Source organism: Mycobacterium colombiense (genome assembly GCF_003284975.1).
Classification (GTDB): Bacteria; Actinomycetota; Actinomycetes; order Mycobacteriales; family Mycobacteriaceae; genus Mycobacterium; species Mycobacterium europaeum_A.
The window spans coordinates 114,433-128,163 of the sequence record NZ_QMEU01000004.1 but is presented as its reverse complement, the minus strand read 5'-3'; the positions used below and the strand labels follow the sequence as shown (position 1 = coordinate 128,163).

14 protein-coding genes are annotated in these 13,731 nt (G+C 70.5%); 6 read left to right on the top strand and 8 right to left on the bottom strand.

The window, feature by feature from the left end; genetic code table 11:
* The 4 genes from DQP58_RS03170 to DQP58_RS03155 all read left to right on the top strand — a co-directional run.
* The coding region (locus tag DQP58_RS03170; RefSeq protein ID WP_112707044.1) for an MMPL family transporter at positions 1 to 1,833 on the top strand (1,833 nt) is incomplete at its 5' end.
* Positions 1,830 to 2,309, top strand: a complete 480-nt coding sequence (locus tag DQP58_RS03165) for a TspO/MBR family protein (protein ID WP_112707043.1) — start codon at positions 1,830 to 1,832, stop codon at positions 2,307 to 2,309. The genes DQP58_RS03170 and DQP58_RS03165, both read left to right, overlap by 4 nt.
* 3 nt (positions 2,310 to 2,312) lie before the next feature.
* The gene (locus DQP58_RS03160; protein ID WP_112707042.1) at positions 2,313 to 3,641 is read left to right on the top strand and encodes a cryptochrome/photolyase family protein; all 1,329 of its coding nucleotides are present in this window, start codon (positions 2,313 to 2,315) and stop codon (positions 3,639 to 3,641) included.
* Positions 3,642 to 3,904: 263 nt separating this feature from the next.
* On the top strand, positions 3,905 to 4,456 hold the full coding sequence (locus DQP58_RS03155) for a DUF4333 domain-containing protein (protein ID WP_112707041.1): 552 nt from the start codon (positions 3,905 to 3,907) through the stop codon (positions 4,454 to 4,456).
* Here DQP58_RS03155 and DQP58_RS03150 read toward each other — a convergent pair.
* Complete coding sequence (locus tag DQP58_RS03150; RefSeq protein ID WP_112707040.1) at positions 4,453 to 5,190, bottom strand: acyltransferase; 738 nt, start codon at positions 5,188 to 5,190, stop codon at positions 4,453 to 4,455. The genes DQP58_RS03155 and DQP58_RS03150 overlap by 4 nt on opposite strands.
* Before the next feature lie 141 nt (positions 5,191 to 5,331).
* Here DQP58_RS03150 and DQP58_RS03145 point away from each other — a divergent pair, with 141 nt between their 5' ends.
* Together DQP58_RS03145 and DQP58_RS03140 are read left to right on the top strand one after the other, a co-directional pair.
* Entirely contained in the window at positions 5,332 to 6,606 is a 1,275-nt protein-coding gene (locus tag DQP58_RS03145) for a PQQ-binding-like beta-propeller repeat protein (RefSeq protein WP_205869321.1), read from the top strand.
* 18 nt (positions 6,607 to 6,624) lie between these two features.
* Positions 6,625 to 7,014 carry a DUF6264 family protein gene (locus DQP58_RS03140; RefSeq protein WP_112707038.1) on the top strand — a complete coding sequence of 130 codons (390 nt, stop codon included), beginning with the start codon at positions 6,625 to 6,627 and terminating at the stop codon, positions 7,012 to 7,014.
* Here the strand turns inward: DQP58_RS03140 and DQP58_RS03135 are convergent.
* The 7 genes from DQP58_RS03135 to serB form a co-directional block, all read right to left on the bottom strand.
* On the bottom strand, positions 7,011 to 7,694 hold the full coding sequence (locus DQP58_RS03135; protein WP_112707037.1) for an esterase: 684 nt from the start codon (positions 7,692 to 7,694) through the stop codon (positions 7,011 to 7,013). The two genes, DQP58_RS03140 and DQP58_RS03135, sit on opposite strands and share 4 nt — an antisense overlap.
* Positions 7,695 to 7,764: 70 nt before the next feature.
* On the bottom strand, positions 7,765 to 9,000 hold the full coding sequence (locus DQP58_RS03130) for a class I SAM-dependent methyltransferase (protein ID WP_240629552.1): 1,236 nt from the start codon (positions 8,998 to 9,000) through the stop codon (positions 7,765 to 7,767).
* Positions 8,958 to 9,929, bottom strand: a complete 972-nt coding sequence (locus DQP58_RS03125; RefSeq protein ID WP_112707036.1) for a class I SAM-dependent methyltransferase — start codon at positions 9,927 to 9,929, stop codon at positions 8,958 to 8,960. The genes DQP58_RS03130 and DQP58_RS03125 overlap by 43 nt, the downstream gene beginning before the upstream one ends.
* A 10-nt stretch (positions 9,930 to 9,939) precedes the next feature.
* Positions 9,940 to 10,704 (bottom strand): enoyl-CoA hydratase, encoded by a 765-nt coding sequence (locus DQP58_RS03120; RefSeq protein ID WP_112707057.1) that lies wholly within the window; start codon positions 10,702 to 10,704, stop codon positions 9,940 to 9,942.
* Entirely contained in the window at positions 10,701 to 11,543 is an 843-nt protein-coding gene (locus tag DQP58_RS03115; RefSeq protein WP_112707035.1) for an NUDIX hydrolase, read from the bottom strand. The genes DQP58_RS03120 and DQP58_RS03115 overlap by 4 nt, the downstream gene beginning before the upstream one ends.
* Positions 11,540 to 12,367: an ABC transporter ATP-binding protein gene (locus DQP58_RS03110; protein WP_112707034.1), complete on the bottom strand. Its 828-nt coding sequence runs from the start codon at positions 12,365 to 12,367 to the stop codon at positions 11,540 to 11,542. The genes DQP58_RS03115 and DQP58_RS03110 overlap by 4 nt, the downstream gene beginning before the upstream one ends.
* 116 nt (positions 12,368 to 12,483) lie before the next feature.
* Entirely contained in the window at positions 12,484 to 13,725 is a 1,242-nt protein-coding gene (gene serB / locus DQP58_RS03105; RefSeq protein ID WP_112707033.1) for a phosphoserine phosphatase SerB, read from the bottom strand.
* Between the last annotated feature and the right edge of the window lie 6 nt (positions 13,726 to 13,731).

Genomic DNA, 13,731 nt, shown 5'->3' with positions numbered 1-13,731 from the left:
GCGCTCGCGCAGCCGCCGGCGGCCGCGCGGCCCGGCGCGAATGCGGCGGCGACCCCGCTGCTGCCGTCGAGCGACGGCAGGGCTGCCCTCGCGGTGGTTCCGATCGACGCCGAGGTGTCCGGTCTCGTCCTCGCTCACGCCGTCACCACCCTGCGAACGGCCGCGGCCACCGGCCTGCCCGCACAGCTGCAGGTGCATGTGACCGGCGGCCCCGCCTTCGGGGCGGACATCGCCGGCGCGTTCACGGGCGCCAACATCACCCTGCTCGCGGTGACTACATCGGTGGTGGCGCTGCTGCTGATCGCCACCTACCGCTCCCCGGTGCTGTGGCTGGTCCCGCTGCTCGTCGTCGGATTCGCCGATCGGGTGGCCGCGGCGCTCGGCACGGCGGTCGCATCGCTGACGGGATTGAGTTTCGACGGCGCCACTTCCGGGATCACCAGCGTGCTGGTTTTCGGCGCCGGCACCAATTACGCGCTGCTGCTGATCTCCCGGTATCGACAAGAGCTGCACCGCCATTCCGCGCACCGCGCGGCCCTGCGCGAGGCCGTGCGCAGGGCGGGGCCGGCCATCGTCGCCAGCAACGCCACCGTGGTATTGGCGTTGCTCACCCTGCTGTTCGCGTCCACCCCGAGCACCCGCAGCCTCGGCGCGCTCGCGGCGTGCGGCCTTGTCGTCGCGGCGATTTCGGTGCTGGTGATCCTCCCCCCGCTGCTGGCCGTCTGCGGGCGACGATTGTTCTGGCCATTCATTCCGCGCGCGGACGACGGCGACACCCTCGGCTCCGGCGCGTGGCTTCGCGTCGCGGAATGGGTAAACCGGCGCCCCGCACTGGTGGCGGCGGTCGCGGTCGCGGCGCTGGCGGTCCTGGGCACCGGCCTGCTGGGAACCCGGATCGGCCTGACGCAGACCGAACAGTTCCGCGTGCGCGCCGACTCCGTGGTCGGGTACCAGGTTGTGGCCCAACACTTTCCGGCTGGCCTGACTAACCCGACGCTGGTCATCGGACGCACGGATCACGCCTCCGGGCTGCGGCGGGCAATCACCTCCACCCCCGGCGTCGTCTCGGTCACCGAGTCCGGCCGATCGGAGTCCGGGCTGACGAAGTGGTCGGTGGTGATCGACGTGCCGCCTTCGTCGAATCAAGCCTTCAATGACGTTGCGGCACTGCGGAATTCAGCGCGGGCGGTGGACCCCGCAGCGTTGGTGGGTGGGCCCGACGCGCAGGCCCTCGACGTGCGTGATGCGGCCACGCATGACCGGCGGCTGCTGATCCCGGCGATCCTGGCCGTCATCCTGGTCGTGCTGTACGTGGTGCTGCGCTCGGCCCTCGCGCCACCGACACTGCTGGCCGCGACGATACTGGGCGCGCTGGCCGCGCTGGGCATGGGCGGGTGGGCGAGCCTGCACGTCTTCGGGTTCCCGGCGCTGGACAACACCACCCCGCTGTTCGCCTTCTTGTTCTTGGCCGCCCTCGGGGTTGACTACACGATCTTCCTGGTCACCCGGGCCCGCGAGGAAGCCGCCCGGCCCGGCGCCCACGCTCCGATGGTGCGCGCGGTATCGGCTACCGGTGGCGTGATCACCAGCGCCGGAATCGTTTTGGCCGCCGTGTTCTGCGTGCTCGGGGTGTTGCCGCTGATCGTATTGACCCAGCTGGGCATCATCGTCGGCCTGGGCATCCTGCTCGACACCTTCGTGGTGCGCACGCTGGTCATTCCAGCGTTGTTCGCCCTCATCGGCGACCGGATCTGGTGGCCGAACCATCCAGTACACGCCAAACCCGTTGAGCAACAAGCGGACCGGAAACAACAAGAACGGAGCACGCCGTGAACAGGTCGATACTGGCCGCGACCAGCCTGGCCGTGGCCGCAACCGCTGCAACCGGCAGCGTCGCCAGCCGCGACGCCATGTCCCGGTGGTACTCGCGGCTTCGCAAGCCCGCCTACCAGCCGCCCCGTGCCGCCTTCCCCGCGGCGTGGACCACGCTCTACGGGGACATCGCGGTCACGTCGGCGGCGACCCTCGACCGTCTGAAGGCAACCGGGCAGCACGACAAGGCCCGCGCCTACGCGGCGGCGCTCACGGTGAACCTGGTCCTGAACGCCGGATGGAGCTGGCTGTTCTTCCGGTACCACAAACTCGGGGCCGCCGCGATCGGGGCGGTGGCGCTGACGGCCAGTAGCGCCGATCTGGTCAGGCGCACGGCACAAGCCACGCCGCGCGGCGCGCTGGCGTTGCTGCCCTACCCCTTGTGGTGCGGCTTCGCGACCGTTTTGTCCACCCACATCTGGCGACTCAACGGGTAGATCATGCCGGCACTGCTGTGGTTTCGCCGCGATCTGCGGTTACACGATCATCCGGCGCTGCTCGCCGCGGCGGAGAACGACGAGGTGCTCGCCTGCTTCGTGCTGGACCCGCGCCTGGAACAGTCCTCGGGGCAACGCCGACTGCAGTACCTCGGTGACTCGCTGCGCCGGCTGCGCGACGATCTCGACGGCCGGCTGCTGGTCACCCGCGGGCAGCCCCACACGCAGATTCCCCACATCGTCGAGGAAATCGGGGCGTCGTCGGTGCACGTCTCCGAAGACTTCGCGCCGTTCGGCACGCGCCGCGACGAGCGGGTGCGCGCGGCGCTGGGTCCGGTGCCGCTGGTGGCGACGGGGTCGCCGTATCTCGTCTCACCCGGCCGCGTCACCAAACCCGATGGCTCGCCCTACAAAGTGTTCACCCCGTTTCTGCGCCAGTGGCGCAAGACCGGCTGGCGGGAACCGGCGAAGTCGAACGCGACGTCCGCGCGCTGGCTGGATCCGGCGAAACTGCCCATCAAGCAGTGCGACCTCCCCGATCCCGGTCCCGCCCTCGAAGTGGCCGCCGGCGAGGCGGCGGCACGCAAACAGTGGAAGTCGTTCGTCGACAACGGCTTACAGAGCTACGCCGAGGACCGCAACAGGCCCGACCTGACCGGGACCAGCCGCATGTCGGCGCACCTGAAATTCGGCGCCATTCATCCGCGCACCCTGGTCGCCGACCTGGACGCGCGAAGCGGCGGGGCGCAGGCCTTCTTGCGGGAGTTGGCTTTTCGCGACTTCTATGCCGATGTGCTGCACCACTGGCCGGCCAGCGCCTGGCGGAACTGGAACAGCGATTTCGACGGCATCCAGACCGACACCGGCGCGCAGGCGACCCGCCGCTTCGAGGCATGGAAAGCCGGCGAGACGGGCTTTCCGTTCGTGGATGCCGGCATGCGCCAGCTGCGCGACACCGGATTCATGCACAACCGGGTGCGCATGGCCGTGGCCTCGTTTCTGGTCAAGGACCTGCACCTGCCGTGGCAATGGGGGGCCGAATGGTTCCTGGACCAGCTGGTCGACGGTGACATGGCGAACAACCAGCACGGCTGGCAGTGGTGTGCGGGCTGCGGCACCGACGCCGCGCCCTACTTCCGGGTGTTCAACCCGATCACCCAGGGTGAGAAGTTCGACCCGTCGGGCGACTACATCCGGCGCTGGGTCCCGGAGCTGCGTTCGGCCGACGACGTGCACCTGCGCAAGGGTCAGCGTCCCGACGGCTATCCCGAGCCGATAGTCGACCACGCCGCGGAGCGCGCCGAGGCGCTGCGGCGCTACCAGAACATCTGAGCGCGATTCGCCGCCGAGGCGCTCCCGCCGGCTCCGCGAACTGATGCGCACCTTCCGCCATGTGCTAGCACCCGCGCCGGCGGAATCGAAAAGCGGATTATGGTGCGCAGACGTTACCGCTGTGACACGAGTGGCCTTTGGTGGGTCACCGGCGCAGCAACGGCCGAGCCCGCCGACACCCGTTTGCTGAATCGTCCGCCCGAAACCGCTGAGCGTGCCACGATCAGCCAATTCAGCGTGGGCAAGCCATTCGGGAGGCGACAATGACCAGCTTCATCATCCGGGCACTGCTGATCTCGGGCGCGGCGGCCGGACTGGCCGCGGGCGTCGGCGCCTGTTCGTGTTCCATCGGCACCTCGCACTCGGTGAGCAAGAGCGATGTCGCCGGCCAGATCACCGCCAAAATGACCGATGCCGCGGGCAACAAACCGGAGTCGGTGAACTGCCCCAGCGATCTGCCCGCGAAGGTCGGCGCGCAGATCAACTGCGACATGAAGGTCAAGGAGCGACCGTTCAACGTCAACGTCACGGTGACCAGCGTCAACGGCAGCGACGTCAAGTTCGACATGGTCGAGACCGTCGACAAGAACCAGGTCGCCGGCGCGATCAGCACCCAGGTGGGCCAGCAGGTCGGCCGCAAACCGGACGCGGTGACCTGCCCCGACAACCTCAAAGGCGTTGCGGGCGCGACGTTACGGTGTCAGCTCACCGACGGCGCCGACAGATACGGCGTGCTGGTGACCGTGACCGATGTCGACGCCGGCGACGTCAACTTCCACTTCAAGGTCGACGAGCAGCCGCAGGCCGCCGGCTAGCGGGACGCCTTCTTGCGCTCGATGTCGGCCAGCGCGGCCGCCAGTTCGGCGCGCTGGGCGGCCGAGCTCTCCCAGGCGAGCTGGCGGTTCTTCACCACCTTGGCCGGCGCGCCGACCGCGATCGAGTAGTCCGGGATCACCCCGCGGACCACCGCGTGAGACCCGAGCACGCAACCACGCCCGACGGACGTGCCGCGCAGCACCGATACCTTGACGCCCACCCAGGTGTCCGGACCGATCCGGACCGGGGACTTGACGATGCCCTGGTCCTTGATCGGCAGGTCGATGTTGTCCATGCGGTGGTCGAAATCGCAGACGTAGCACCAGTCGGCCATCAACACCGAGTCGCCGAGCTCGATGTCGAGGTAGGCGTTGATCACGTTGTCGCGACCCAGCACCACCTTGTCACCGAACCGCAGCGAGCCCTCGTGCGCGCGGATGGTGTTCTTGTCGCCGATGTGCACCCAGCGGCCGATCTCGAGCTGCGCGAGCTCGGGCGTGGCGTGGATCTCGACGCCCTTGCCCAGAAACACCATGCCGCGGGTGATGATGTGCGGGTTGGCCAGCTTGAACTTCAGCAGCCGCCAGTAGCGCACCAGGTACCACGGGGTGTATGCGCGGTTGCGCAGCACCCATTTCAGCGAGGCCAACGTGAGGAACTTGGCCTGGCGCGGGTCGCGCAGATTTGATCCACGCCAGCGACGATGGACCGGGGCACCCCACATGGATGTCATGGCCGGAAAGCCTAGTCGAGAGGCCAAGCGCTACCCTCACGTGTACTCGATCGCCGCACCCGCCGAACGCCCCTGCGGAAGGACTTGGAAACCGACGTGCTTGCCCGACGACTCGTCAGTGGGCTCCGACGTTGTTCATCCGTGGCGCTGGCGGCCGTGCTCGCGGTGCCGCTCGGCGCCTGCGGCAACACCGACTCGTGGGTGGACGCGGCGGCCGCGCAAGGTTGGCCGGCCCAGTACGCCGACGCCGCCAACAGCAGCTACACCACCGTCGGCGGGGCCACCAAGCTGTCGCTGCAATGGACGCGGTCGGTGAAGGGAAGCCTGGCCGCCGGACCGGCGCTCAGCGCGCGCGGCTATCTGGTCCTCAACGCCCAGACCTCGGCGGGATGTTCGCTGATGGAGTGGGAGAACAACGACAACGGGCGGCAGCGCTGGTGTGTGCGGCTCGCCCAGGGTGGGGGTTTCGGCGGCCCGCTGCTCGACGGTTTCGACAACGCCTATGTCGGCCAGCCCGGGGCCATGCTGTCCTTTCCGGTCACCCAGTGGACGCGGTGGCGCCAGCCGGTGATCGGCATGCCCACCACGCCGCGGTTCCTCGGGCAGGGCGAGCTGCTCGTCACGACCCACCTGGGGCAGGTGCTGGTCTTCGACTCCCATCGCGGCCAGGTGACCGGGAGCCCGCTCGATCTCGTCGACGGCGTCGACCCCACCGACGCCGCGCGCGGGCTTGCCGACTGCGTCCCGGCCCGCCAGGGCTGTCCCGTCGCGGCCGCGCCCGCCTTCTCGCCGGCCAACGGGATGGTGGTGCTCGGGGTGTGGCAGCCCGGCGCCCCGGCCGCGGGTCTGGTGGGGCTGAAGTACCACCCCGGGCAGACGCCGCTCCTGACCCGCGAGTGGACCAGCGACGCCGTCGGCGCCGGCGTCATCGCCAGCCCGGTGCTGTCGGCCGACGGATCGACCGTCTACGTCAACGGCCGCGACCAACGGCTGTGGGCGCTGCGCACCGCCGACGCGAAGGTGAAATGGTCGGCGCCGCTGGGCTTCCTGGCGCAGACGCCGCCCGCGGTCACCCCGCAGGGGCTGATCGTGGCGGGCGGCGGGCCCGACACCCGGCTGGCGGCGTTCAGGGACGCCGGTGATCACGCCGACCAGGCGTGGCGCCGCGACGACGTGTTCCCCCTGTCGACGTCGAGCCTGGCCGGCGGCGTCGGCTACGCGGTGGTCAGCGGCCCACCGGCGAACGGCGCCCCCGGCATGTCGCTGCTGGTATTCGATCCGGGCAGCGGGCGCACGCTGAACAGCTCTGCGCTGCCCGCGGCGACCGGGTATCCCGTCGGGGTCTCGGTCGGCACCGATCGCCGGGTGGTGACCGCCACCAGCGACGGCCAGGTTTACGGTTTTGCGCCGGCCTGACCGGGACATACTGCTGTAGTGCCGATCGACGAGCCCGCGGCGCACGGCGCCGCCACCACAAGTACCGCAGGAAGCGGCCGCAGCAACACCGCCGACATCGTGGCGACGGTCATCTTGCTGGTCATCCACGCCGGCCTCTACGGCGCGACCTTCGCGCTGCTGGGCCTGCTGGTGATGACCACCGATGCGTGCGGCTCCCGGCAGTGCGGCGATTCCGCCTGGATCGACCGTGCCATGAACCTGGCCACCTGGGGCGGCGCGGCCCTGTTGCTCATCGACATCGTGGTCGCGGTGTACCTGCTGGTGCGCCGGCAGCGGGCGTTTTTCGTCCCGATCGTCGGGTGCCTCGCGCAGGTGGCGCTGGCGGTCGGCGCCGTCGCGATGGAGTTGCAGGCCGGCCCGGTCTAGATCGCCAGCGGCCCGATGGCGTTGCGCGGCACCTGGGCCTGCAGCGGCCCGCCGAACGCCGGCAGCATCTCGCCGGGGGCGAAGTAGAAGATCAGCTGATCGTCGGTGATGGCGAAGTTCTGGTAGTGCGTCGGGTCATGCCCGGTCGACGGCAAAATGGCGGCGCCCAACGGGGTTTGGCGTTCCAGGTCGCGCTGCACGATCGGGAAGATGGCGTCCAGCGGCGTGGTATTCGGTGGGAACAGGTTGTCGAAGGTCAGCGGCTGCTTGGTGCCCAGGTTGAAGTTGAAGGCCTTGTACCAGATCGACGAGTGCGATCCCCCGACGTCCTGGAAGAACTTGAGCACCACGCTGCGGGTGTTGTGCGGCGGCTGCCCGGCGCTGTGCTGTTCGGTGGTGGCCTCCAGCTGGTAGGGCTGGTCGCGGCCACCGGAACTCTGCGCGACGGCGACGAAGCCGTCCCGGTTCTGGGTGATGTAGTCGGTCAGCGCCTGCTCGTCCGGGTAGTCGGCGGGGAAGGTCATGTTGAGCGTGTAGTTGGGGCCGGTCGCGTGCAGATGGCACAGTTGGCCGGCCCCGACGCTGCCGCCCAAACCGGCACACGACGGCGGCTCGGCCGCGGCCGGGCAGCCCGACAGGACCGCCGCCGCCAGCAGCGCAGCGGCTATCGGATAACGCATCGTGGAATCGTCCTCGCAGAGTGGCCAGGGCCGGTGATCCGGAGCAGTGACGCCGCCAGCGTACCCGGAGCTATCGGGAGGGCCGGCAAACGAATGCCATCGCCCGGCTGGCGGTCCGGGCGCCGATGCGGGCGATGACCACCGACAGCGCGCGGCTCCCGCGCAGCCGCATCCGTTTGCGCAGCGCGTCCGGGTCGACGCGCATCCCGCGCACCAGCACCTCGAGCGAGCCGCAGTCGCGCGCCGACAGCGCCTGGCGCAGGCGGCGCTCGTCGAAGACCAGCTGTTCGAGCACCTCGAACCCGCGGTCGGCGGCCGGTAGCCGGTCACCGGAGAGGTAGGCGATGTCGGGGTCGAGCTGCCACAGTCCGTGCCGTGCGCCGTAGTGGCGCACCAGCCCGGCCCGCACCACGGCGCCGTCCGGGTCGACGATCCAGCGACCGGCCGGCCGCACACCGCAGTCGTCGGGATCGGTGTCGGTGAGCTGCTCGCCGCGGTCCAGCATGTTGGCCCGCCGGCCCACGCCGGGCCGCGCGAGCCCGGCCGACCACAGGCAGGCTTCCCGGACCGAACCCCGATACGACGTCACCTCGATCTCGCCGCCGAAGCCAAGGCGCCGCACCTCATCGAAATCGATTCCGGGAGCGCACTTTACGACGAAGTGCCGGTCGCGGCAGGTGTCGAGCAGCGAGCCCAGGTCGGGCCGGTAGTCGTCGATGCGCAACCGGCGCCGGCCCGCGACGCGCCGGGCCGGGTCGGCGACGAGCACGGCGTCGCGGGTGATCGGGCGCAGGGCGTCGGCGCGGCAGATCAGGGCCGCCTCCCCCACGTTGTGGCGGGCCATGGCCAGCCGCACCGGGTCGATATCGCTGCCCACCGCGGTGACCCGGCAGGACCGCAGAGCGGCGAGCTCGGTGCCGATCGAACAGGTCACGTCGTGCACGACGAGGTCGGGGGCGGCGCCGGCCAGTCGCTGGGCCCGGTGCAAGGCCACCGGTGCCGCGGTGGCCTGCTGCAGCGCCTCGTCGGTGAACAGCCACGCCGGCCCCGCCAGGCCGCCGAGCTTGTCCCCCGCACGGCGGCGCAATAGGACCGTCTCCACCAGGATCGCGGCGCGGTCGCCGAATCGGGCGCGGGCGGCGTCGACGTCGGCGACCCGGGTGGCGTCGGTCAGCTCGAGTCGGGCGACCTCCGCCAGCGCCGCGGCACCCGCGGCCGACCGCAGGTAGCCGACGTCTTCCGCGCTGAACCGCAGCCCACCACTCAGGAGGGTTTGACCCCGGTCACCATCACGTTGTAGAACCAGCCCTTCGGCACCACGCGGCGCCACACGTTGGCGTCCACCCAGCTCAGCGTCTTCCAGCCGTTGAAGGCGAACTTCGCCCAGCCCCAGCCCAGCCGCCCGGGCGGCACCGACGCCTCGAAGGTGCGCACCGGCCAGCCGAACATCGCGGCGGTGAACTCCTCGCTGACGGTCCGCACCTGGGCGGCCCCGGCGTTGGCGGCCATCCGCTCCAGGTCGCCCGGGGTGAAGGTGTGCAGGTCGACGATGGCCTCCAGGGCCGCGGCGCGGGAGGATTCGTCGAGCTCGGCCTGCGGGCGCCGCCAGCTGCCCAGGCCGGGCAGCTTGGTGACGTTGGTGGCGATGCGCCAGGTCAGGGTGGACAGCTCGCGGGCGTAGACGTCGCCGGCGCTGGTCGGCTCGCCGGCGAAGACGAACCGGCCGCCCGGGCGCAGCACCCGGATCACCTCGCGCAGCGACAGCTCCACGTCGGGGATGTGGTGCAGCACGGCGTGGCCGACGACAAGGTCGAAGGTGTTGTCCTCGTACGGGATGCCCTCGGCGTCGGCGACCCGGCCGTCGATGTCGAGGCCCAGGGACTGCCCGTTGCGGGTGGCGACCTTGACCATGCCCGGCGACAGGTCGGTCACCGATCCGCGCCGGGCCACCCCGGATTGGATCAGGTTGAGCAGGAAAAACCCGGTGCCGCAGCCCAATTCGAGGGCCCGGTCGTAGGGCAGCTCGCGCAGCACCTCGTCCGGCACGATGGCGTCGAAGCGGCCCCGCGCGTAGTCGATGCAGCGCTGGTCATAGGAGATCGACCACTTGTCGTCGTAGGTCTCGGCTTCCCAGTCGTGGTAGAGCACCTGGGCCAGCTTGCTGTCGTGCCGGGCGGCTTCCACCTGCTCGGCGGTGGCGTGGGGCGTCGGAACGGCGTCGGTCGAACTGGTCATGCAGGGCAGCCTAACGGCCGCCGGGATCCGTCCGATCGCCACCGCCCTGACCAGCGGAGAACACCTCGACGTAGCGGCGGCGTTCGGCGGCGAGCCGCTCGGGCAGTCCCAGGTCGAAGACGTCGTTGATCCCGGCCTTGGCGGCGGCCAGCGCGTGCCGCGGTCCGTCGAGAAAACGGCGCGCCCACCGCGCGGCGGCGTCATAGACATCGTCGGGCGCCACCATTTCGTCGATGAGGCCCAGCGCCAGCGCCTCTTCGGCGTCGAAAAACCGGCCGCTGAACACCAGCTCCTTGGCCTTGCTCGCGCCGGCCGCCCGGGTCAGGCGGGTCATTGCATCGCCGCCGGGCACCAGGCCGGCCAGGATTTCGGTCGCGCCGAACTTCACGTTGTCCCCGCTGATCCGCCAGTCGGCGGCCAGGGCCAGCGTGAGACCGGCGCCCAGCGCGTATCCGGTGATCGCGGCCACCGTCGGCTTGGGGATCGCCGCGACGGCGTCGACGGCTTCTTGGCGCACCCGGGCCACGCTGTCGGCCTCGGCGCCCCGCAGCGTCCGCAGCTCGGGCATGTCGTCGCCGGCGGAGAAGATCTCGTGGCCGCCGAACAGGATCACCACGGCGACGTCGTCACGCCGCCCCAGCTCCTCGGCCGCCGCGACGACCTCCCGATACACCTGGCGGGTCATCGCATTCGTCGGGGGCCGCGACAGCAGCAACATGGCCAGCCCGGCGTCTTGGGAGCCGTCGCTGACCACCACGCTGACGAACTCGCTCAATGCCGCCACCCCAGGCCACCCGCTTCCCGCGCCCGGTGGTAGCGGTCGGAGTCGAAGAACTCGAACACCCAGTTGTCGCCCTGGATCTCCAGGTGCGGCTGCACGGGCACGATCTGGCGTTCGACGGCCAGCACCTCGGCGACCGTCCGGCCCGCCAGCGAGTCCAGCTGCGTCCAGGTCGGGGGCAGCAAGAAACTGCGGCCGGCCGTGAAGTCGTCGATCGCGGCCTCCGGTGTCGTCCAGCCCGCCCGGTCGGATTCGGTGTTGTCGCCGTCGGCACGCTGCCCCCGCGGCAGGGCGCCCACGAAGAAGTAGGTGTCGTAGCGCCGGGTGCGCTCGGCCTCCGGCGTGACCCAGTTGGCCCACGGCCGCAACAGATCCGAGCGCAGCTCCAGGTTCTCCCGGCGCAGGAAGTCCGCGAAGGACAACGTGCCGTCGGCCAGCGCGCGGCGGGCCTTGCCGTAGACCGAGGCGTCGTCGACGATGCTGTTCGGCGCCGAAACGGCCTGACCCGCCGGCCCGGCGAACAGCACCCCCGACTCCTCGAACGTCTCGCGTGCCGCGGCGCAGACCAGTGCCTCGGCCAGGTCGGGTTCGATGCCGAAGCGCTGCGCCCACCATTGCGGCGGCGGGCCGGCCCACGCGATATCGGCGTTTCGGTCGCGTTCGTCCACACCGCCGCCGGGGAACACCATCGTCCCCGCGGCGAATTCCATTTTCGCGTGCCTGCGCATCAAGAAAACCGCTAGCCCGGTTTGTGAGCCGGCCGGATCGTCGCGGACCAGCATCACGGTGGCGGCCGGCCGTGCGATCAGCGGGGCTTCGTCGGGTGACGTCATAACGGCCTCCGGTGGGCTGCTCGGGTCCGGACCCGCCGGGCGAAATAGCGCCCGTCGACGACGTCGAGGGCGATCGCCTGGCCGAACGCGGTGGACAGATTCTCGGCGGTCAGCACGTCGGTCAGCAGGCCCGCGGCGACAACCTCAGCCTCCGAGAGCAGCATGCAGTGGCTGAACCCCGGCGGTATCTCCTCCACATGGTGGGTGACCAGCACCAGCGCGGGCGCGTCCGGGTCGGCGGCCAGGTCGGCCAGCCGGGCGACCAGCTCCTCGCGCCCGCCCAGGTCCAGGCCGGCGGCGGGCTCGTCGAGCAGCAGCAGCTCGGGGTCGGTCATCAGCGCGCGCGCGATCAGCACCCGCTTGCGCTCGCCCTCCGACAACGTCCCGTAGGTGCGGGCCGCCAGGTGCTCGGCGCCCAGGCTCTCCAGCATGTCGATCGCGCGTTGGTAGTCGACGTCCTCGTAGCGCTCCCGCCACCTGCCCAGCACCGCGTAACCGGCCGAGACGACGAGATCGCGCACCACCTCGTCGGTGGGGATCCGCTGCGCCAGGGCCGAGGAGCTCAGCCCGATCCGGGAGCGCAGCTCGGTAACGTCGACCCGGCCCAGCCGCTCACCGAGCACGAAAGCGACGCCGGACGAGGGATGTTCGGCCGCTGCGGCGATCCGCAGCAGCGAGGTCTTGCCCGCCCCGTTGGGCCCGACGATCACCCAGCGTTCGTCGAGTTCGACCGCCCAGTCCAGCGGCCCGACCAACACGTTGCCGCCCCGCTTCAGCGATACCTGCCTGAAATCGAGCAGCAGATCGGGGTCGGCTTCCTCCACCGTCTGGTCGGCTCGACCCGCGGAGTCTCTCGACTCCTCGGGATTCACCTCCGGCTTCCGTCTTCGGGCACCCGACCATCGTGCCGTACTGCGGCGCCCGAACACCTGCCGGGTCGCTACGGGCCGGGCGGTATTTCCACCCGGCGGACCTCGCCGTCGATCGCGTCGGCGGCCTCGATTTCGCCGCGGGTCACGCCCAATAGGAACAGCACGGTGTCCAGGTAGGGGTGACTCAGCGACGCATCGGCGACCTCACGCAGGGCGGGCTTGGCGTTGAACGCGATGCCCATGCCGGCGGCGGCCAGCATGTCGATGTCGTTGGCGCCGTCACCCACGGCGACGGTCTGCGCCATCGGCACCCCGGCCTGCTGCGCGAAATCCCTGAGGGCCGTGGCCTTCCCGGCCCGGTCGACGATGGGGCCGACCACCCGGCCGGTGAGTTTGCCATCGACGATTTCGAGCTCGTTGGCCGCGACATAGTCCAACATCAGCTCGTGTGCCAGCGGCTCGATGATGCGCCGGAATCCCCCGGAGACCACGCCGCAGTGATAGCCCAGCCGGCGCAACGTGCGCAGCGTGGTCCGGGCGCCGGGCATCAGTTCCAGCTGGTCGGCGACCTCGTCGATCACGCTGGCGGGCAGGCCCGCCAAGGTCGCCACCCGCTGCTCGAGCGACTGCGCGAAGTCCAGCTCGCCGCGCATCGCGGCGTCGGTGATCGCGGCGACCTTGCCCTCGGCGCCCGCCCGGGCCGCCAGCATCTCGATCACCTCGCCCTGCACCAGCGTCGAGTCGACGTCGAACACGATGAGCCGCTTGGCCCGTCGTTCCAGGCTGTAGTCCTCGACGGCCACATCGACCTGTTCCTCGCTGGACACCCGATTCAGGGCGGTCCGCAGCGCGGCGTCCGCGCCCGGCGGCACCGAGACCCGCAATTCCAGGCCGATCACCGGATAGTCGGAGACACCGCGGATCAGGTCGATGTTGACGCCGAGGGCGGCCACCTCGCGAGCCACCGCGCCGAACGCACTGGCGGTGATGGGCCGACCGAGCACGAAGATGGTGTGGCTGGAGGGCTCCCGCATGATCGGCACGTCGTCGCTGCGCTCGATGGTCACATCGAGCCCCACGCTGCGGATGGCCGTTTCGACGTCCTCGCGAAGGCGCGTGCCGTCGGCGACCTCGGCCGGGCAGCACACCAGCACGCCCAGCGTCAGGCGGTGCCGGATCACCACCTGTTCGACGTTGAGCAACTCGACCCCATGCCGCGACAGCGCCTCGAACAGGGTCGCCGTCACGCCCGGTTGGTCCACGCCGGTGACGGTGATCAGCACCGACACCTTGTTGGGTGGTGCGTTCACTGCGGA